This window comes from Streptomyces sp. Ag109_O5-10 (assembly GCF_900105755.1).
Classification (GTDB): domain Bacteria; phylum Actinomycetota; class Actinomycetes; order Streptomycetales; family Streptomycetaceae; genus Streptomyces.
The window spans coordinates 3,478,294-3,496,594 of record NZ_FNTQ01000001.1; the positions used below are offsets into that span (position 1 = coordinate 3,478,294).

General features: G+C 70.8%; 15 protein-coding genes. 5 read left to right on the forward strand and 10 right to left on the reverse strand.

The window, feature by feature from the left end; translation table 11 throughout:
- Positions 1–43 precede the first annotated feature (43 nt).
- Together BLW82_RS15820 and BLW82_RS15825 are read right to left on the reverse strand one after the other, a co-directional pair.
- The gene (locus tag BLW82_RS15820) at positions 44–1,450 is read right to left on the reverse strand and encodes an APC family permease (protein WP_093499416.1); all 1,407 of its coding nucleotides are present in this window, start codon (positions 1,448–1,450) and stop codon (positions 44–46) included.
- A 33-nt stretch (positions 1,451–1,483) separates the two neighbouring features.
- The gene (locus tag BLW82_RS15825; protein WP_093499417.1) at positions 1,484–2,356 is read right to left on the reverse strand and encodes a carbon-nitrogen hydrolase family protein; all 873 of its coding nucleotides are present in this window, start codon (positions 2,354–2,356) and stop codon (positions 1,484–1,486) included.
- 79 nt (positions 2,357–2,435) lie between these two features.
- Between BLW82_RS15825 and BLW82_RS15830 the strand changes: the two genes are divergently transcribed.
- Together BLW82_RS15830 and BLW82_RS15835 are read left to right on the forward strand one after the other, a co-directional pair.
- Positions 2,436–3,206 (forward strand): FadR/GntR family transcriptional regulator, encoded by a 771-nt coding sequence (locus BLW82_RS15830; RefSeq protein ID WP_256215819.1) that lies wholly within the window; start codon positions 2,436–2,438, stop codon positions 3,204–3,206.
- Positions 3,207–3,283: 77 nt separating this feature from the next.
- On the forward strand, positions 3,284–4,399 hold the full coding sequence (locus BLW82_RS15835; RefSeq protein WP_093508067.1) for a serine hydrolase domain-containing protein: 1,116 nt from the start codon (positions 3,284–3,286) through the stop codon (positions 4,397–4,399).
- An 11-nt stretch (positions 4,400–4,410) separates the two neighbouring features.
- Here the strand turns inward: BLW82_RS15835 and BLW82_RS15840 are convergent, their stop codons facing one another.
- Both BLW82_RS15840 and BLW82_RS15845 read right to left on the reverse strand, forming a co-directional pair.
- Entirely contained in the window at positions 4,411–4,794 is a 384-nt protein-coding gene (locus BLW82_RS15840) for a VOC family protein (protein ID WP_093499419.1), read from the reverse strand.
- A 187-nt stretch (positions 4,795–4,981) separates the two neighbouring features.
- Positions 4,982–6,025, reverse strand: coding sequence for an NAD(P)-dependent alcohol dehydrogenase (locus BLW82_RS15845; protein WP_093499420.1), 1,044 nt, complete (start codon positions 6,023–6,025; stop codon positions 4,982–4,984).
- Between the two features lie 176 nt (positions 6,026–6,201).
- Between BLW82_RS15845 and BLW82_RS15850 the strand changes: the two genes are divergently transcribed.
- Positions 6,202–7,110 (forward strand): helix-turn-helix domain-containing protein, encoded by a 909-nt coding sequence (locus tag BLW82_RS15850; protein WP_093499421.1) that lies wholly within the window; start codon positions 6,202–6,204, stop codon positions 7,108–7,110.
- A gap of 88 nt (positions 7,111–7,198) precedes the next feature.
- Here BLW82_RS15850 and BLW82_RS15855 read toward each other — a convergent pair whose 3' ends face one another.
- From BLW82_RS15855 to BLW82_RS15875, 5 genes are all read right to left on the reverse strand, one after another.
- The gene (locus BLW82_RS15855; protein WP_093508068.1) at positions 7,199–10,447 is read right to left on the reverse strand and encodes a S8 family peptidase; all 3,249 of its coding nucleotides are present in this window, start codon (positions 10,445–10,447) and stop codon (positions 7,199–7,201) included.
- A gap of 290 nt (positions 10,448–10,737) precedes the next feature.
- Entirely contained in the window at positions 10,738–11,421 is a 684-nt protein-coding gene (locus tag BLW82_RS15860; RefSeq protein WP_093499422.1) for an ABC transporter ATP-binding protein, read from the reverse strand.
- Positions 11,422–11,665: 244 nt separating this feature from the next.
- A complete protein-coding gene (locus tag BLW82_RS15865) occupies positions 11,666–13,150 on the reverse strand; it encodes an ABC transporter permease (protein ID WP_093499423.1) in 1,485 nt (494 codons plus the stop codon).
- 236 nt (positions 13,151–13,386) lie between these two features.
- Positions 13,387–14,631, reverse strand: a complete 1,245-nt coding sequence (locus BLW82_RS15870; protein WP_256215820.1) for a L,D-transpeptidase — start codon at positions 14,629–14,631, stop codon at positions 13,387–13,389.
- A gap of 223 nt (positions 14,632–14,854) precedes the next feature.
- Positions 14,855–15,199 carry a hypothetical protein gene (locus tag BLW82_RS15875; RefSeq protein WP_177232963.1) on the reverse strand — a complete coding sequence of 115 codons (345 nt, stop codon included), beginning with the start codon at positions 15,197–15,199 and terminating at the stop codon, positions 14,855–14,857.
- A gap of 109 nt (positions 15,200–15,308) precedes the next feature.
- Between BLW82_RS15875 and BLW82_RS15880 the strand changes: the two genes are divergently transcribed.
- Together BLW82_RS15880 and BLW82_RS15885 are read left to right on the forward strand one after the other, a co-directional pair.
- Positions 15,309–15,626 (forward strand): LAETG motif-containing sortase-dependent surface protein, encoded by a 318-nt coding sequence (locus tag BLW82_RS15880; RefSeq protein ID WP_093499425.1) that lies wholly within the window; start codon positions 15,309–15,311, stop codon positions 15,624–15,626.
- A gap of 41 nt (positions 15,627–15,667) precedes the next feature.
- Entirely contained in the window at positions 15,668–16,450 is a 783-nt protein-coding gene (locus tag BLW82_RS15885; protein ID WP_256215821.1) for a hypothetical protein, read from the forward strand.
- Positions 16,451–16,747: 297 nt separating this feature from the next.
- Here BLW82_RS15885 and hutH read toward each other — a convergent pair whose 3' ends face one another.
- Positions 16,748–18,286, reverse strand: a complete 1,539-nt coding sequence (gene hutH / locus BLW82_RS15890) for a histidine ammonia-lyase (RefSeq protein WP_093499427.1) — start codon at positions 18,284–18,286, stop codon at positions 16,748–16,750.
- Positions 18,287–18,301 lie beyond the last annotated feature (15 nt).

The following is an 18,301-nucleotide window of genomic DNA, read 5'->3' on the forward strand; positions in this document are numbered from 1 at the left end:
GCTCCTCGGCTCGCACACCGGCGGCCTGCGATGTCCACCCTCCTCAACGCGTGCGGGTTCCCGGCGATTCCGTGCCCGCCGCCCGGTCCGTCGCGGGGGCCGGGTCCGGGTCCTCGTCGAAGGTCATCTCCGGCGGGGCCTTGCGGAAGCCCCTGGTGAGGTAGGCGAGGTAGCAGACGCCGAGGGCCAGCCAGATCAGGCCGAGGGTGCGGGCCCGGTCGTCGAGGTGGCACAGCAGCCATACGTCGACGACGGCGCCGACCGCCGGGAGCAGGACGTACGACCACACGGCGGGGCGGCGGCCCGCGCGGCGCTCCCGGACGTAGGTGGCGATGACGGAGAGGTTGACGAAGGTGAAGGCGGTGAAGGCGCCGAAGTTGATGAAGGAGGTGGAGGTGGCGACGTTCAGGTGCAGCGCGATCAGGCCGACGGCCCCGGCGAGGAGGATGTTGAAGGCGGGGGTGTGGTACTTGGGGTGGATGCTGCCGAACACCTTCTTCGGCAGCACGGAGTCGCGGCCCATCGCGTAGAGCAGCCGTGACGTGCTGGCCTGGGCCGCGATCCCGGAGGCGAACTGGGCGACGACCAGCCCGGCCAGGAACACGGAGGAGAACAGGTCGCCGCCGACCGTCTTGGCGATCTCGAACGCGGCCGAGCTGGAGTCGGTGAACGCGTACCCGGGGTGGGCCAGCTGCGTGGTGTAGGCGACGACGACGAAGATGCCGCCGCCGATCAGCGCGGTCAGCAGGATGGCGCGGGGGATGGTGCGCTGCGGCTCGACGGTCTCCTCGGTCAGTGTGGTGACCGCGTCGAAGCCGAGGAAGGAGTACGCGGCGATCGCGGCGCCGGCGGAGATGCCCGCGAGGCCGGTCGCGTGGTTCGCGAACGGGGTGGCGCTGACGAGGCCGGCCGCTCCCTGGTGCCGGAAGACGTGGTGCAGGCAGAGCAGGGCGAAGATCGCGACGACCAGGACCTGGAAGACCATCAGCAGGTCGTTGACCCGCTCCGCGGCCTTGATGCCCCGGATGTTGAGCGCGGTGGTGACGACGATGAACGCGATGATCCACACCCAGAACGGCACCGAGGGGTACTCCGCCTGGAGGTAGGCCCCGCCGATGAGCCAGATGACCATGGGCAGGAAGAAGTAGTCCAGCAGGGTGGCCCAGCCGACGAGGAAGCCGACCCGGGAGTCTATGGAGCGCCGTACGTAGGTGTAGGCGGACCCGGCGACGGGGTGGGTCGCGGCCATCTTCCCGTAGCTGTGCGCGGTGAAGAGCATGGCGACCAGGGCCAGCAGGTAGGCGGTCGGCACGGCGCCGTGGGTGCTGTCGGCGACGACGCCGAAGGTGCCGAGCACGATGATCGGGGTCATGTAGGCGAGCCCGAAGAGCACGACGGATCTGAGGGTCAGGCTGCGGGCGAGGGCGGGCGGGGCGGAGGGTGCGGACATGGCGTTCCTTGCGCGAGGAGGGGACGGAGCGGGTCAGTCGCCGGCCGGCCGCCAGCGGCGGGGGTCCAGTCGGCCGTCGTAGAGCGGGAGGTCGATGGGGGCGTCGGCCTCGGTGAACTGGTCCCACATGCGGTTCAGGCCCGCGGTGCCGTAGGTCCGCACGCGGGTGACGTCGTCCAGGTCGAGGACGTCGGTCAGCACGGTGGGCGCGGAGTCGGCGGCCTGGACGCGGACGCGTCCCTCCGGGTCGACGACCAGGCTGCGCCCGGTGCCGACGGGGCCGGCGGTGTTCACGCTGACCACGTACACCTGGTTGACGATGGCGTTGGCCCGGGCGAGGACGAGTTCCTGGGCGCGGTCGGCCGAGGTGGTCATGACCGGGTTGACGATGACCTCGGCGCCCATCCAGGCCAGGTGCCTGGCCACCTCAGGGAACCAGGCGTCGTAGCAGATGGCGAAGCCGACCCGGCCGGTGTCCGGGAGGTCCAGGACGACGAAGCGGTCGCCGGGGGTGTAGGGCTCGAAGGGCCGCCACGGGAAGAGCTTGCGGTAGTGGGCGGCGAGCCGTCCCTCGGGGGAGAAGGCGAGGGCGGTGTTGAAGAGCTCGCCGGCCGGGCCGCGCTCGGCCACGGTGCCCGGGAACAGCCAGACGCCCAGGTCGCCCGCGAGTTCGGCGAGCTGTCGCACCCGGGGGCCGTCGAGCGGCTCCGCGGCGGCCGCCAGGCGGTCCTCCGACTCGGCGGCCGGGCCTTCGGTGCCGCACAGGTGCAGCTCGGGGTGGACGACGAGGCGGGTCTGCGGGAAGCGCGCCAGTACCTCCCCGACGTCTTCGGCGAAGCCGGACAGCGGGTCGGTGGCCGGGCGGGGAGGGGCCTGGACCAGGGCGACGGGAAGGGGCCGGGACATGGCCAGGAAATTAGCTCAATATGATCCCTTATACAATGGTCTCATTATGAGCAGTTTTACTGGTCGCTACATTGAGGGCATGACCGGCACCCCGAACGGATCCGTACCGGCGCACCCCGAGGTGCCCTCCGAGGGACCCGTCCTCGCCCTCAACTCGCCCAAGCTGAACGGGATCCGCCGGCTCACCGCACTGGAGACGGTGCGCGCCCGGATCGCCATGGCGGTCGACCTCGGACTGCTCTCCCCCGGCGAGCGGCTGCCCCCGACCGACGCCATAGCCGAGGCGCTCGGCGTCGGGGAGATCACCGTGCGCCGTGCGCTCGGCTCCCTGTGCGCGGACGGCGTCCTGGAGCGCAGGCGCGGCCGCAACGGCGGCACGCTGGTCGCCGAGCGGCCGGCCCGGGGGGTGGTCGGCGCGGCCGAGGCGTACCACGGGCAGAGCGCCGAGGTGCACCGCCTGATCGACGAGCGGACCGTCCTGGAGTGCGGGATCGCCCATCTCGCCGCCCGCGGCGTGACCGGCGCGGCCCTGGACGAGCTCGACACGCTGGTCACGGCCATGGACCGGGCGGAGAGCTGGGCGGAGTTCCACTCCTGCGACGAGCGGTTCCACCTCGCCGTGGCCCGCGCCACCGGCCTCGACGCGAGTGTCGGGACCTACGGGACCGTGCTGCGCCGGCTCTACGCGTACTACCTCCCCTACCCCCTCGCCGCGCTGCGCGACTCCAACGACGAGCACCGGGCCCTGGTGGCGGCGCTCCGCGCGGGTGACGCGGCCGAGGCGGCCGACATCGCCCGCGGCCACGTGGAGACCCTGCACCGGACGATGTTCGTGGGGTTGATGGGCTGAGCACTCCGGTGGACGCGCCGGCCGGGGGTACCGATATTCGGTTGCCGGGCCGCGCCCCCGCGGGCTCAATGGCAGGCATGGCCGACATCCAGGGCTCGTACGACGAGTTGTTCTCCGCCGTGCCCTCCACACTCGCCGGATTCGTCGACGACGGTGACGTGGGCGGTGCCGTGGCCGTCTTCGTGGACGGGCAGCCGGTGGTGGACGTGTGGGCCGGGTTCGCCGACGCCGGACGGACCCGGGCGTGGGAGCGGGACACGATCGTGAACGTGTTCTCCGTGACCAAGACGATGACCGCGCTGTGCGCGCTCGTCCTGGTCGACCGGGGAAGGCTGGACCCGGACGCGCCGGTCGCCCGCTACTGGCCGGAGTTCGCGGCGGCCGGCAAGCGGCACGTGCTCGTGCGGCATCTGCTGTCGCACACCGCCGGACTGCCCGACTGGGAAGGACCGATCGAGGAGCTGTACGACTGGACGACCGCCACGAAGCGGCTCGCCGGGCAGGCTCCGCAGTGGGAGCCGGGAACCGCCGCCGGGTACCACTCGCTCACCCAGGGGTTCCTCGTGGGCGAGGTGCTGCGCCGGATCACCGGGCGGAGCGTCGGTGAGTTCTTCGCCGCGGAGGTGGCCGGGCCGCTCGGCGCGGACTTCCACCTCGGCCTCGGGCCCGAGCACGACTCCCGGGTGGCCCTGACCGTGCCGCCGCCGGGCCGGGACGAGGACTACACGGCGGGTGCCGCGAGCGGCGACGCGGCCCCGACGGCCCCCACCACGGCCACCGCCCTCCGCCTCCGGGACGGCAACGGCATCGCCTGGCGGCGCGCGCAGATCCCCGCGGCGAGCGGCTACGGCAACGCCCGCTCGGCCGCCCTCGTCCAGTCCCTGCTCGCCTGCGGCGGAACCGTCGGCGGGGTGCGGGTGCTGTCCCCCGAGGGGTGCGAGCGGGCGCGGGAGGTGCAGTTCGAGGGCGAGGACCTGCGCCTCGGCATGCCCGCCCGGTACGGCCTCGGCTACGGCCTCTTCGGCAGCTCCCTCGGCTGGGGCGGCTGGGGCGGCGCGCTGGTCTGGGTCGACCCCGACGAGCGGACGGCGATCGCGTACGTGACGAACCAGATGCGCGAGCCCGCCGCCGACAACCGCGGCATCGAGCTGGTCATGGCCGCCCAGGACGGCATCACGGGGCTGCGGGCCTGACCGGCACGGGGTCAGCCGCCGCTGCCGTAGGGGCGGGTCAGGATCTCCAGGCGGTGGCCGTCGGGGTCGTCGAAATAGGTGCCGCGGCCGCCGTCGTTGGTGTTGATCTCGCCGGGACGGCTGTGGAAGGGGTCGGCCCAGTAGTCGAGGCCGGCCTCCTGGACGCGGGTGAGGATCTCGTCGAAGTCGTCCTCGGAGACCAGGAAGGCGTAGTGCTGCGGCGGGATGTCGCCGGGGGTGTCCAGGTAGTCGAGGGTGACGCCGTTGGGCAGCGCGACCGGGGCGAACGGGCCGTAGTCCGGGCCGACTTCGAGACCGAGGATGTCGGCGAGGAACCTCGCCGAGGCGTGCCTGTCGTGTGCGGCGACGATGGTGTGGTTCAGGTTCACGGTCATCGCGGGACCTCCTCCCGTCCAACGTAACCCTGGCACCAGCTAAGGCGAGGCTAGCCTTAGTCGGTGGTCGCCGACCCGGTGGCCCGCACCCCGGTCCCTCCGCCGGAGATCCCGGTGGGTGCGCTGGCCTCCCTGGTCGGCGGCCCCTGACCGCTCCGGCTCCTCGGCCGGAGACGGAGCCGGTGACTCAGATCGTCGCCGTGTCGATCACGAACCGGTAGCGGACGTCGCTGTTGACGACCCGGTCGTACGCCTCGTTGATCTGGTCGGCGCCGATCAGCTCGATCTCGGCGCCCAGGTTGTGCTCGGCGCAGAAGTCGAGCATCTCCTGGGTCTCCGGGATACCGCCGATGCCGGAGCTGCTGAGGCTGCGGCGGTTGCCGAAGACGGAGGAGAGCAGGATGTGCACCGGCTCCTCGGGGATGCCGACGTTCACCATGGCACCGTCGGTCTTCAGCAGCGACAGGTAGGCGTCGAAGTCCAGCGGGGCCGACACCGTGTTGAGGATGATGTCGAAGGTGCCCTTGAGGTTCTCGAAGGTCTTCTGGTCGCTGGTCGCGTAGTAGTGCGTGGCGCCCAGCTTCAGGCCGTCGTCCTTCTTGCGGAGGGACTGGGACAGGACGGTGACCTCCGCGCCCAGGGCGGCGGCGATCTTCACGCCCATGTGGCCCAGGCCGCCGAGGCCGACGACCGCGACCTTCTTGCCGGGACCGGCGTTCCAGTGCTTGAGCGGGGAGTACGTGGTGATGCCGGCGCACAGGAGGGGGGCCGCCACGTCGAGGGAGAGGCCGTCGGGGATGCGGACGACGTAGTTCTCGTCGACGACGACCTTCTGCGAGTAACCGCCGTAGGTGGGCTGCCCGTCCTTGCCGACGGCGTTGTACGTCCAGGTCGGGCCGCCGCCGGTGCAGTACTGCTGGAGACCGGCCTTGCAGTTGTCGCACTCGCGGCAGGAGTCGACCATGCAGCCGACGCCCACCCGGTCCCCCACCGCGTACTTGGTGACACCCGGGCCGACCTCGGAGACGACGCCCGCGATCTCGTGCCCGGGCACCATCGGGAAGATCGCCGTGCCCCAGCCCTCGCGGGCCTGGTGGATGTCGGAGTGGCAGATACCGGCGAACCGGATGTCGATGAGGACGTCGTGTTCGCCGACCGCGCGCCGCTCGATCGTGGTCCGCTCCAGCGGTGCCTTGGCGGCGGGCGCGGCGTAAGCAGCAACAGTGGTCATGAGGGGGGTTCTCCTAGAGGTGTCTCTTCGCGCCCGGTCGCCTTCTTCCGTCCCGGGCACGCTTCCAGGCTCCTCCACGCTACGTCCGTCACCCAGCCCCCGCCTCTGCGTACGTCTGGCGTGCCTACCACTGGCGGGATCAGGTTCGGGTGCGTACGACCGTGAATACTGGATGTATGGAAGACCAGTCCCCGCCCGCCACCCCAGCCCCCGCCTCCCCGTCCCTGGACCGGCGTGCCGAGCTCAGCGAGTTCCTGCGCACGCGGCGGGCCCGGCTGCGCCCCTCCGACGTGGGGCTGCCGGACTTCGGGCGGCACCGCAGGGTGCCGGGACTGCGGCGCGAGGAGCTGGCGCAGCTGGCCGGGGTGTCGGTGGCGTACTACACGCGCCTGGAACAGGGCAACGGGCGGAACGTGTCGGCGGAGGTGCTGGACTCGATCGCCCGCGCGCTGCGGCTCACCGACGCCGAGCACGCGCATCTCACCCACCTCGCCAAGGGCAAGCAGCACAAGAAGAGGGCGTCGGCGCGGCCGCAGCAGGTGCGGCCCTCGCTGGGGCAGCTGCTGGAGTCGATGGAGAACGTGCCGGCGTACATCGTGGGGCGGCGCTCGGAGATCCTGGCGTGGAACCGGATGGCGGCGGCGCTCTTCGGTGACTGGGCGGAGCTGCCGGCGGCGGAGCGCAACTGGGCCCGGCTGACGTTCCTGCGGCCGGACTACCGCGAGCTGTTCGCCGAGTGGGAGCAGAAGGCGATCGACATCGTCTGCCAGCTGCGGATGGACGCGGGCTGCTACCCGGACGACACCCGGCTCTCCGCGCTGGTGGGCGAGCTCTCCGTCAAGAGCGAGGAGTTCCGCCGGCTGTGGGCGACCCACGACGTCAAGGAGAAGTCGTACGGGGTGAAGCGGATGCACCATCCGCTGGTGGGTGAGCTCTCCCTGAACTACGAGTCGTTCCGCATGTCCGGCGACCAGGACCAGGCACTGGTCACCTACCACGCGGAACCGGGCTCGCCGTCGGCCGAGGCGCTGCGGCTGCTGGCCAGCTGGGGCACGGACGCCACCCGGGTCGCCCCGGCACCCTGACCGGCGGCCTCCACGGCATGGGGAACGGCCCGCCGGAAGCCGCGCTTCCGGCGGGCCGCTCGCTGGGGTGCTACTCAGCAGCCATGGCTCACTTGCCGTAGTACGCGTCGTAGATCGAGACCGACGACGTGTTGCCCTTCTTGTCGGTGATCGTGGCGCGGAGCGAGACTGCCTTGCCCTTCGCCGGGTTCTTCACGGTGACCTTGCCGTGGCTGACCGTCACCTTCCGCCAGTTCCGGCCGTGGTCGTAGGACACGTACACGGTGAGGGACTTCAGGTTGCGGCCGGCGGCCGCGCCCTCGACGGTGACCGGGAAGGTGTTCTTCCGGCCCGCCGCGACGCGGCTGTCCAGGCCGGTCCCGGCGCCGAAGTGGACCGTGGAGGCCGGCAGCTGGGCCAGGACGGTGCCGCTGCCCGGCTTCTTCGAGCGGAAGGTCCAGCTCGCGTCGATCCGGGTGGAGGCGGCGGCGACCTTGGCCGAGCGGACGACCGAGGTGGTCAGCTTGTACGCGGCGTCACCGGACGGCACCGTGAAGACGCCGTCGCCGAAGAGCGGGTCCTTGTTGGAGCCGACCTTGGTGCCGTTGCGGTACAGGGTGGTCCGCACCGACAGGAAGTCGGAGGACCCGGCGTGCCGGGCACCGTCGGAGAAGAGCGGGACGGTGCCGAAGATCTGGTTGCCGTCCCGGTACAGGCCGAACCCGCTGCTCAGCTCCGGCCCGAAGACGGCCGTGTTGAAGGTGTTCCGGTAGGTATTGCCGGCCTTGTACGTCCTGGGGTCGCCCAGTGTGTAGAAGGCGTCGGCGATCGGCAGGCCCTTGGCGTCGTGGCCGGAGTACTGGGTGGCGTCGAAGGCCCACTGGGCGCCGTCCACGGTGGAGACGTGGAAGGTGCGGGTGCCGGGTAGCTTCTGCTCCACCGCGTCGCCGGAGACGAAGTCCTCCCCGACGACGCCCCACGGGCTGACCGCTCCGGTCTTGCCCGGGGCGGAGGCGCCGACGGCGTTGCGCACCGTGGCCAGTTCGCTCGTCCTGAAGTGCCGGACCTTGCCTCCCTGCAGCTTCTTCACCGGGGCGCTGGTGGCGACGTCGTACTCCTCGCTGCCGCCCTTGGTGAACTGGCCGCTCCAGGTCTGGGTCAGACCGTTGGCGACCTCGCCGCCCAGCGGCGCGACCCGGATCTTGTCGAAGCTGTCGAAGCCGACCCCGAATCCGACACCCGCCGGGTCGTACATGTAGTCGATCGTCGCGGTGTGCGGCTTGGCCGCGGTGTCCGGCACGGTGATGTCGGCGGCCTTGGCGGTGCGGGCGTCGACGGTGAGCGTGAGGTCCTTGGTGACGCTCAGCTTCGGGTCGACCAACCAGTCGACGCCGCCGTCGAAGGTGCTGAAGTCCTTGGCGATCAGGGCGTCCAGCAGGTACGTGCCCTTCGGCACCCGGAACGTGGCGGTCCCGGTACCGGAGACCGGCACGACGTAGTCGCGGCCGTCGCCGAGGCCCGAGTAGCTGACGAGGTCGGTGCTGTAGACACCGGTCGGGTTGCCGTCGCGTCCGATGTGCTTGACGGTGACGTCGTACGACTCCACCTCGCGCCGGACCGCGGCCGCCGTGCGGACGGCCTGGCCGCCGCCGGTCGCCGTGACGTACGCCGAGTAGGCGCCGTCGAGGGTGCCGCCCAGCCTGGTGTCGACGGTGAGGCCGACGGAGGCGGTGCCGCCCGCCGGGACGGTCACCTGGGTCGCGCCGAGCTTGAAGAAGCCGGCCGGGGCCGCCGCGCCCTTGGGGCCGGTGGCGGACGACTTCAGCGTGAGCGTCACGTCGGACGTGCCGGTGTTGCGGTACGTCAGCTGCTTGGTGACCGGGGTGTCGTCGGTGTGCGGCCACTGCTGCACACCGAAGTTCACCGACACCGGGTCGGCGAGCACGGTCTGCTTGATGGCCTTGTCGACGGCGATCCGGCCCGAACCCTGCTGGAACGGCGTGTAGTTGCCGCCCTTCGCGGAGCCGGTCAGGGCCGCCTTCAGCTCCTGGAAGCCCCAGTCGGGGTGCTCCTGCTTGAGGATCGCGGCGGCGCCCGCGGCGTGCGGGGTCGCCATCGAGGTACCCGAGAGGGTCAGGTAGCCGGGCGGGTTCTCGCCGACCTCCTGGTCGATGACGCTGCCCTTGGCCGCGGCCGCGGTGATGTCGACGCCGGGCGCGGTGACGTCCGGCTTGATGGAACCGTCGGCGGCGGGCCCGGTGGAGGAGAAGTCGGCCAGCTTGTCGTTGCCGTCGACGGCGCCGACGGTGAGCGCGTCGGCGGCGCTGCCCGGCGAACCGATCGACTCGGGGCCCTCGTTGCCCGCGGCGATCGCGAACAGGATGCCCTTCTGCTCGGAGAGCTTGTTCACCTCGGCTTCCAGCGGGTCGATCTCCGGGGTGTCGAAGCCGCCGAGGCTGAGGTTGACGATGTCGGCGCCCTCGGCCGCCGCCCATTCCATGCCGGCGAGGATGCCGGAGTCGTCACCGGAGCCGGTGTCGTCCAGGACCTTGCCGTTGAGGATCTTCGCGCCGGGCGCGACACCCGTGTACTTGCCGTGCGACTCGGCGCCGGTGCCGGCCGCGATGGACGCGACGTGCGTGCCGTGCCCGAAGTGGTCCACGGCGTCGGCGGCCGCGCTGAAGTTCTTGGACTCGACCACCTGGTCCTTGAGGTCGGGGTGGCTCGTGTCCACACCGGTGTCCAGGACGGCGATCTTGACACCCTTGCCGTTGTAGCCGGCCTTCCAGGCCGTGGGCGCGCCGATCTGCGGCACGGACTTGTCGAGGCTGGCCTTGCGGACGCCGTCGAGCCAGACGTGCGCGATGCCGGCGGCGGCCTTGTCACCGTCGGTGACCGCGTCCCACAGCTCGGGCGTCTCCTTGGCCGGGGTCTGCACGGCGTCCGCGTTCAGCGCCTTCAGGCTGTGCCGCAGGGTGCCGGCGTCCCGGACGTCGGCCCGGGTGGCGGTGGCGGCACCGCTGTAGCCGACGATGACCTTGAGGCCGTTCTTCTGCGCCCGGCGGGTCGCGGCCCTGTTCAACTCGGTGACGTCGAAGAGCCGTTGGTCCAGCCTGCCGGAGGCCACCAGCTGGACGGCGTCACCGGGGACGACGAGGGTGTGCCCGCGAGCCTTGCTGATCCGGAAGGGTATGTGCTGGCGCCCCTTCGCCCGCTCCAGGCCGACGACCCGGCCCTTGGCGTCGAGGGCGACCCGGTCGCCGGTGATCAGGGTGACGTGGTGCTTGGCGGTGAGCGAAGAGGCGGCGGCTGCCGAGGCGGCACGCGATTGCGGCTTCGCCGACGCCGGGCTGGTCATGCCCGCGGCGAGCGCGACGGCCGCTGCCGTGGCCACAGTGGCCACGGCAGCGCTTTTCACTTGTCTGCGCAAGACTCCCCCAGGAGACGGTGTCCCGGGCGAACTCCCCGTTCACCCGGCCGGAGTCAGTCTCGTACGCACATACGCCAACCCCCCGGAATACGGAGTATGCCGGGGGGTGATCAGCGGGCTCAATAGATGAGAGACCGGTAAGAAGAGTGCGGGACAACTGTTACGCGCCGGGGCGAACACCGTTACACAACCGCGCGGTCGAACGCGGCGCGCCGGTGCTACGCGCCGGCGTTCTCCTTGACGGTGATCTTGCCCTTGCGGATGGTCGCGAGACGCGGGGCCTTCTTCGCGATCGCGGAGTCGTGCGTGACCATGATGAAGGTCAGCCCGTGCTCCTTCCACATGCGCTCCAGTACGTCCATGATCTCGTCGCGCATGCCCTCGTCGAGGTTGCCGGTGGGCTCGTCGGCGAGCAGCACCTTGGGCTGCTTGACGAGGGCCCGGGCGATGGCGACGCGCTGCTGCTGGCCGCCGGACATCTCGCCGGGCAGGTGGCCGAGGCGCTCCCCGAGGCCGACCGACGTCAGCGCCTCGGCGGCGCGCTCGCGCCGTTCCTTGCTCTTGACGCCGAGCGGGACGAGGGCGGTCTCGACGTTCTCCTGGGCGGTGAGCGTCGGGATCAGGTTGAACGACTGGAAGACGAAGCCGATGTTCTCGCTGCGGACCCGGGTCAGCTTGGTCTCGGAGAGCTTGGCCAGGTCGGTGCCGTCGAGCACGACCTCGCCGGAGGTCGGCCGGTCCAGGCCGCCCAGCATCTGCAGGAGGGTGGACTTGCCGCCGCCGGTGGGGCCCTGGATGACCAGGCGGTCGCCGTCGGCGATGGTGAGGTCGATGCCGTCGAGGGCGCGGACGGTGTCCTTGCCGCGGGTATAGAGCTTGGTGACGTTTCCGAGTTCGTACATGGTGGCTCCTGGAGGGTTGTGGGGTGGGGCGGTCGGTGGTCGGCTGCGGGCCGGTGGGGGCTGGTCGCGCAGTCCCTCCCCCAGCCTTCGGCCGGGGGTACCCCCGGCGCCCCTGACGGGGCGCTGGGGCCGGCGCTCCTTTCCAGCCGCGGGCAGTCGTGCCGCTGGGGCGGCACGGGTGGGCGCGGCCGGCACCCTGCAAGCGCCGGTGAGCGTCCCCACCCCCCGCTCCAGCCGACGTCGGCTACTCGACGCGGCGGAGTGCGTCCGCCGGCCGCAGCCTGGACGCGCGCCAGCCGCCGAACGCGCCCGCGATCAGGCCGCCGGCCACCGCGAGGCCGACCGCGAGGACGATCGTCGTCACGCTGACCGGTGCCGTGAGGGCGACCTCCAGGGTCTTCGCGGCCTGCCGGCGCGGACCGCCGCCGAAGCCGCCGCCACCGCCGCCACCGCCGAAGCCGCCACCGCCGCCGCCGAAGCCGCCGCCCCCACCGCCACCGCCGAGCGAGGCCTGCAGCGTGGGACTGATCTCGGTGACGACGTACGCGCCGACCAGGCCGAGCGCGATCCCGAGCGCACCGCCGACCAGGCCGTTGACCATGGCCTCGCCGATGACCTGCCGGGTGACCCGGCCGGACTTCCAGCCCAGTGCCTTCAGCGTGCCGAACTCACGGACGCGGCGGGAGACCGCCGACGAGGTGAGCAGGCCGGCGACCAGGAACGCGGCCACGAGCACCGCGATGGACAGCCACTTGCCGACGTTGGTGGCGAGCGAGGACGCCGTGGACAGCGAGCCGGAGACGGTGTCCGCGAGGTCGGCGGAGGTGGTGACCGTCGTACCGGAGACGTTGCTCTGGATGGTCTTCTTGACCGAGGAGATCTGCTTGGAGTCGGTCGCCTTGACGTAGATCGTGGTGACCTTGTTCTTCTCGTCGGCGAGCGTCTGCGCCTGCTTCAGCGGCATGTACAGGTTGGCCGCCGCGTCACCGCTGTCGGCCGTCGCGATGCCGATGACGGTGAACTTGACCTTGTTGACGGTGACGGTCGAACCGACCTTGTACTTCTTCTCCTTGGCGTACGCCGAGTCGGCGACCAGCACCTTGGCGTCCGTCTCCGTGGTCTTGAAGGTACGGCCGCTGGTGATCTTCGACGAGGTCAGCGGGCCGACCTCGGTCTGGGTGACGTCGGTGCCGTAGACGGTGTACGCGTTGACGTCGAAGTTGGCGCCGCCGCCCCTGACCTCGCCCTGGGGCTGGCCGTTTCCGCCGCCGAAGCCGCCACGGTTGCCGCCGGAGCCCTGGTTCTGCTGGAACTGACCCCGCGTGAACTGGCCGCTGATCTTGACCACGTTGAGGTTCAGCCCGCCGACAGCGGCCGCGACGCCCTTCTGGTCGCCGACCTTGGTGACGGTGGTGGAGGCGAGGGTGGTGAAGCCCTGCACCATGACCCGGTCACTGCTCTGCGTGCTCGACGAGCCGTTGTTCTGCGCGTCGAAGTTGAAGCGCGGCCGCTGGGAGGCGCTCGTGGACGCCGACGCGGCCTTGGTGACCGTCATGTCCGTACCCAGGCCGTACAGCGACTGGAGGACCTTGTCCTGTGCCTTCCCCATGCCGTTGGACACGGAGTTGACCACGATGACCAGTGCGATGCCCAGCGCGAGGCCGGAGGCGACCACGAGAGCCGCCTTTCTGCGGCGGCGCAGTTCGCGCCTCAGGTAGGTGAAGAACATGACCGCAAGGTAGGGACGCACCGTGATGGCTCGATAAGGCCCCAATAAAAGATGCATGAGAAGGCTGTACGGAGGCCGGGAACGGCCCCGCTCCGGGCCGTCAGCGCCCTTTTCTCGGCGCGCGCCCAGGAGTACGTCGGCGGCGCGGATCCACGGGACCACGGTGGACAGGTACAACGCCGAAGGCGGCCGTCCCCCCGGGGGGACGGCCGCCTTCCTGGCAGCGCTCGGGTGGCTCAGACGGCCGAACCGGCCTTCCAGTCGGCCCAGTTCATGTTCCAGCCGTTGAGGCCGTTGTCGGGGGCCACGGTCTTGTCGCCGGTGTGGGAGATGACCACCACGTCACCGATGATCGAGTGGCTGTACATCCAGTAGGCGGGCGTGCTGGTGTCGTTGGCGCCCTTGGTGTCGGACAGGCCCACGCAGCCGTGGCTGGTGTTCACGGAGCCGAAGACGGACTTGGCGCCCCAGTAGTTGCCGTGCAGGAAGGTGCCGGAGCTGGTGAGGCGGATGGCGTGCGGCACGTCCTTGATGTCGTACTCGCCCTTGCCGTCGCTGTCGGTGAAGCCCACGGTCGCGCCGTTCATGCGCGTCTCCTTGAACTTCTCGGACATCACCATGACGCCGTTGTACGTCTTGTTCTCGGGCGAGCCGGCGGAGATCGGGATGGTCTTGACGGTCCTGCCGTCCTGGGTGACCTTCATCTCCTTGGTCTGGGCGTCGACGTAGGAGACCTGGTTGCGGCCGATGTGGAAGGTGACCGTCTTCTGCTGCACGCCGTAGACACCGGAGGCGCCCTCGACACCGTCGAGCGCGAGCTTCAGCGTGACGGTGGAGTTCTCCTTCCAGTAGTCCTCGGGGCGGCAGTCCATGCGCTGGGTGGAGAACCAGTGGCAGGCGACCTCCTGGCCGCTGCTGGAGGTGACCGTGACGCCCTTCTGGACGGCGGCCTTGTCGGTGATCTGCTTGTCGAAGTTGATCGACACGGGCATGCCGACGCCGACGGTCGAGCCGTCCTCGGGGGTGAAGCTGCCTATGAAGCTGTTGGCCGGGGAGACCGTGGTGAAGGAGGCGTTCTCGTGCGCCACCAGTCCGGCGGAGTCCTTGGCCTCGGCGGCGACCTTGTAGGTGGTGGACCGCTCCAGCTGGGCGGAGGGCTTCCAGCTGGTCTTGTCGGCGGAGAGCGCGCCGGCGACCGCGGTGCCGTCGGCGGTGGTCATGGTGACGCCGGTGAGCGTGCCCTTGCTGACGGTGACGGCCGCGGAGTTGTTGATCGACGCGTTGGACGAGCCGTCCTTGGGGGTGATGGTGATGTCGGCCTTCGACGACTTCTTGGCCGCGGCCTCGTCCGCCTGGGCCTGCGAGCTCTGGCCGCCGCCGGACGCCTTGTGGTCGCTGCCGGAACACGCCGTGAGCACCAGTACGCCACCGAGCAGTGCGGACGCGGCCACCAGGCCCCTGCGCCGCTTACTGTCCGTCATCACACGCTTCTCCATCGTTGCCGAGTCCGCGAACACACCGAGAGTCCCCGTCAGGAAGTCCCAACGCCGCGGCCGCGTCGTCCCGTTCCACACTCTCCGGATCTGTGGGGCACAACACGCCCACGGGGGCGGCCGGTGCGGAAATGACCGGTCCGCGCGCCCCCCGAGACGACGAAACCCCGGACGGCGGTTGCCGCCCGGGGTCACCGGTTCCCCGGATCGCTCAGCCGATGCCGCCCTCTTCGTCGTCGCCGTCGTCATCATCCTCGTCGAGATCCCAGTCCGGCGAATCGGGATCATAGGAAATCCGCTCGCTGGACCAGGAGGCCTGCTGGAGTTCGACCCCGGGCACCTCGCTGACCAGGTCGAACGGGTCGACGAGGTAGGCGAGCGCCTCGGCGGTGTCTTCCGTCACAGCGGCCTCGGCCTGGGCCCGTTCCTCGCCGGGCAGGTCGGGATCCCCGGCGATCCGCTGCAGCGCGGCCTTGGTGACCTCGTCGCCGTCCTCCACCTCGAGGACCAGCTCCACCCGAAGCCGCACAAAACGTGATGTCTCTGGAGTGCTCATGACGGGAGCGTACGACCGAAACCTCCCGTGACTTTCCCGTGACCCGCGATTTTCACTAACATCAGCCCACACGGCCAATTCGCCAGCGTCACAAGGGGATCGATATTCCGTGTCATCCGCTCGCCGCCCGTTGCTGACCGCCACCGCCGCAGGCACGCTCCTGTGCGCACTGTGGTTCGTACCGTCCGCCCACGCGTCGCAGGACGCCCCGGCGAGAACGGGCACGTCGGAGAGTACGGCGACCCGGGTCACCCAGCAGGCGAGGGCGCTGTCCGAGGCCACGTCCGAGGCGACCGGGGACGCCACCCACCTCGCCGACACCGGAAGCCCGGACACCACGCCGTACGTCGTCGGCGGCACCCTCTTCCTCGCCGTGGGCGCGGGCTTCGTGGTCTACTCGGTCCGCCGGGAGCGCCTGGAGTTCTAAACGACTTGACCACTCCTTGACCGGGGACTCACAGTCCTCTCATGAAGAGATCATCGGGCGTGCGGACCTGCGCCCTCGCCGTCGGCGGCGCGCTGTCCCTCGCCCTCATCACGGGCTGCTCCGACGGGAGTTCCACGGACACCTCGGGCACCGCGCGGGAGGCGTCCACCGTCAAGGCGCTGAGCACCGCGGAGTTGAAGCAGCGGATCCTCGCGCAGGGCGAGGTGGACGGCTACAAGGTCAACGCGATCGGGCAGGCGGCGGCGACCCGGAAGACCATCAAGTCCAGCGACGACAAGTGCCGCCCGCTGGCCTACGTCCTCACCGGCCTCGCCCCCGCCGACCCCGCGTCCGAGATCGGCCGCACGGTACGCGAGGACAAGAAGGACCCCACCGACCACGCGACCTCCCTCGACGACATGGCCGACGGCAAGTTCGAGAGCGCGCTCAAGGACTCCCTGAACCTCGACGTCACCTCCCTCGACCTGTCGTCGTACGACGGCGACGGCGCCCGGCAGGCCCTGCGCGCCCTCTCGACCGCCCTCACGTCCTGCACCACGGGCTTCACGGGCGGCGCCGCCGGCGATGAACAGAAGGTCACCGAGGTGACGCCGGCCAAGGCGTCCGGGTCGGGCGACGAGTCGATCGCCTTCACCGCCACCACCGACATGGACGGCGACAAGGGCCCCCTGCACGCCGAGGTCGTCCGCTACGGCAACACCGTCGCCACGTACTTCACGATGAACATCGGCGCCATGATGACCAGCAAGCCGTACACAGTGCCACCGGCAGTGATCAAGGCCCAGTCGACCAAGCTGAAGTAGCGCACGAACTCCCCGCGCCTCTCCGAGAAGAGGCGCGGGGAACCCCGCATCACGAACCCACGCACCGCGCACTTCCGGGAAAGGCCACGCGGAGAAACCCAGGCGCACGGGGAACCGCACCTCACGAAGCCATGCACCCCGCGCATGCTGGGAAAAGCCACGCGGAGAAACCCAGGCCCACAAGAAACCGCACCTCACGAAGCCATGCACCCCGCGCATGCTGGGAAAGGCCACGCGGAGAGGCCGAGGGGCGCGGGGAACTGCGCGACCAGCCCCCACGCACCCGCGGCCGACGAACTACCGCAGCGGCCCGGTCACCTTCTCCGCCGCCGCGACAACGCCCCCGCCCCGCACGAACTCCTCCGCCGCGGCCAGATCCGGCGCAAGGAAACGGTCGGGCCCAGGCCCCTGCACCCCCGCGGAGCGCACCGCGTCGATCACGGCCCGGCTCGCCGGCGCGGGCGCCAGGCCCTCCCGCAACTCGACGCCCCGGCTGGCCGCGTACAGCTCGACGGCGATGATCCGCGTCAGATTGGCCACGGCCGTCCGCAGCTTGCGCGCCGCCGACCACCCCATCGAGACGTGGTCCTCCTGCATCGCCGAGGACGGGATCGAGTCGGCCGACGCCGGAACGGCCAGCCGCTTCAGCTCGCTCACCAGCGCCGCCTGCGTGTACTGGGCGATCATCAGCCCCGAGTCCACACCCGCGTCGTCGGCCAGGAACGGCGGCAGCCCGTGACTGCGGTTCTTGTCCAGCAGCCGGTCCGTCCGCCGCTCGGCGATCGACCCGAGGTCGGCCACCGCGATGGCGAGGAAGTCGAGGACGTAGGCGACCGGCGCCCCGTGGAAGTTGCCGTTCGACTCCACCCGCCCGTCGGGCAGCACGACCGGGTTGTCGACGGCCGACGCCAGCTCCCGCTCGGCGACCAGCCGCGCGTGCGCGAGCGTGTCCCGCCCGGCCCCGGCGACCTGCGGAGCACACCGCACCGAGTAGGCGTCCTGGACGCGCGGCGCGTCGTCCTGGTGGTGCCCGGTCAGCTCGGAACCCTCCAGCACGGCGAGCATGTTGGCGGCGCTGTCGCCCTGCCCCGGGTGCGGCCGGATGGCGTGCAGCTCGGGCGCGAGCACCTTGTCCGTACCGAGCAGCGCCTCCAGGCTCAACGCGGCCGTGACGTCGGCCGACTTGTAGAGCATGTCCAGGTCGGCGAGGGCCATGACCAGCATGCCCAGCATGCCGTCGGTGCCGTTGAGGAGGGCCAGCCCCTCCTTCTCGCGCAGTTCGACGGGGGCGATCCCGTGCTCGGCGAGCAGCTCGCCGGCGGGCCGTACGACCCCGTCGGGGCCCTCGGCGTCGCCCTCGCCCATGAGCGTGAGGGCGCAGTGGGAGAGCGGGGCCAGGTCCCCGGAGCAGCCCAGGGAGCCGTACTCGTGCACGACCGGGGTGATGCCGGCGTTCAGCACGTCGGCCATGGTCTGGGCGACCTCGGGACGCACACCGGTGTGTCCGGAGCAGACGGTCTTCAGCCGCAGGAACATCAGGGCCCGTACGACCTCGCGCTCCACCCGCGGCCCCATCCCGGCCGCGTGCGAACGGACGATGTTGCGCTGCAGCTGGGCCCGCAGCTCCGGGCTGATGTGCCGGGTCGCGAGAGCACCGAAGCCGGTGCTGACGCCGTAGACCGGGTCCGGCTTGGCCGCCAGCGCGTCCACGATCTCGCGGGCCGCCGCGAGGGCCGCGACCGCCTCCGCGGACAGTTCGATCCGGGCGCCGCCGCGCGCCACGGCGAGAACGTCGGACGCGGTGACACCGGACGTCCCCACCACCACAGTGTGCATATCCATATTCAGGAG

Bases quoted from the DNA above. Each gene is read 5' to 3' on its own strand.
- BLW82_RS15820 (WP_093499416.1), bottom strand. From the start codon at position 1,450: ATGTCCGCACCCTCCGCCCCGCCCGCCCTCGCCCGCAGCCTGACCCTC.
- BLW82_RS15825 (WP_093499417.1), bottom strand. From the start codon at position 2,356: ATGTCCCGGCCCCTTCCCGTCGCCCTGGTCCAGGCCCCTCCCCGCCCG.
- BLW82_RS15830 (WP_256215819.1), top strand. From the start codon at position 2,436: ATGACCGGCACCCCGAACGGATCCGTACCGGCGCACCCCGAGGTGCCC.
- BLW82_RS15835 (WP_093508067.1), top strand. From the start codon at position 3,284: ATGGCCGACATCCAGGGCTCGTACGACGAGTTGTTCTCCGCCGTGCCC.
- BLW82_RS15840 (WP_093499419.1), bottom strand. From the start codon at position 4,794: ATGACCGTGAACCTGAACCACACCATCGTCGCCGCACACGACAGGCAC.
- BLW82_RS15845 (WP_093499420.1), bottom strand. From the start codon at position 6,025: ATGACCACTGTTGCTGCTTACGCCGCGCCCGCCGCCAAGGCACCGCTG.
- BLW82_RS15850 (WP_093499421.1), top strand. From the start codon at position 6,202: ATGGAAGACCAGTCCCCGCCCGCCACCCCAGCCCCCGCCTCCCCGTCC.
- BLW82_RS15855 (WP_093508068.1), bottom strand. From the start codon at position 10,447: ATGACCAGCCCGGCGTCGGCGAAGCCGCAATCGCGTGCCGCCTCGGCA.
- BLW82_RS15860 (WP_093499422.1), bottom strand. From the start codon at position 11,421: ATGTACGAACTCGGAAACGTCACCAAGCTCTATACCCGCGGCAAGGAC.
- BLW82_RS15865 (WP_093499423.1), bottom strand. From the start codon at position 13,150: ATGTTCTTCACCTACCTGAGGCGCGAACTGCGCCGCCGCAGAAAGGCG.
- BLW82_RS15870 (WP_256215820.1), bottom strand. From the start codon at position 14,631: ATGACGGACAGTAAGCGGCGCAGGGGCCTGGTGGCCGCGTCCGCACTG.
- BLW82_RS15875 (WP_177232963.1), bottom strand. From the start codon at position 15,199: ATGAGCACTCCAGAGACATCACGTTTTGTGCGGCTTCGGGTGGAGCTG.
- BLW82_RS15885 (WP_256215821.1), top strand. From the start codon at position 15,668: ATGAAGAGATCATCGGGCGTGCGGACCTGCGCCCTCGCCGTCGGCGGC.
- hutH (WP_093499427.1), bottom strand. From the start codon at position 18,286: ATGCACACTGTGGTGGTGGGGACGTCCGGTGTCACCGCGTCCGACGTT.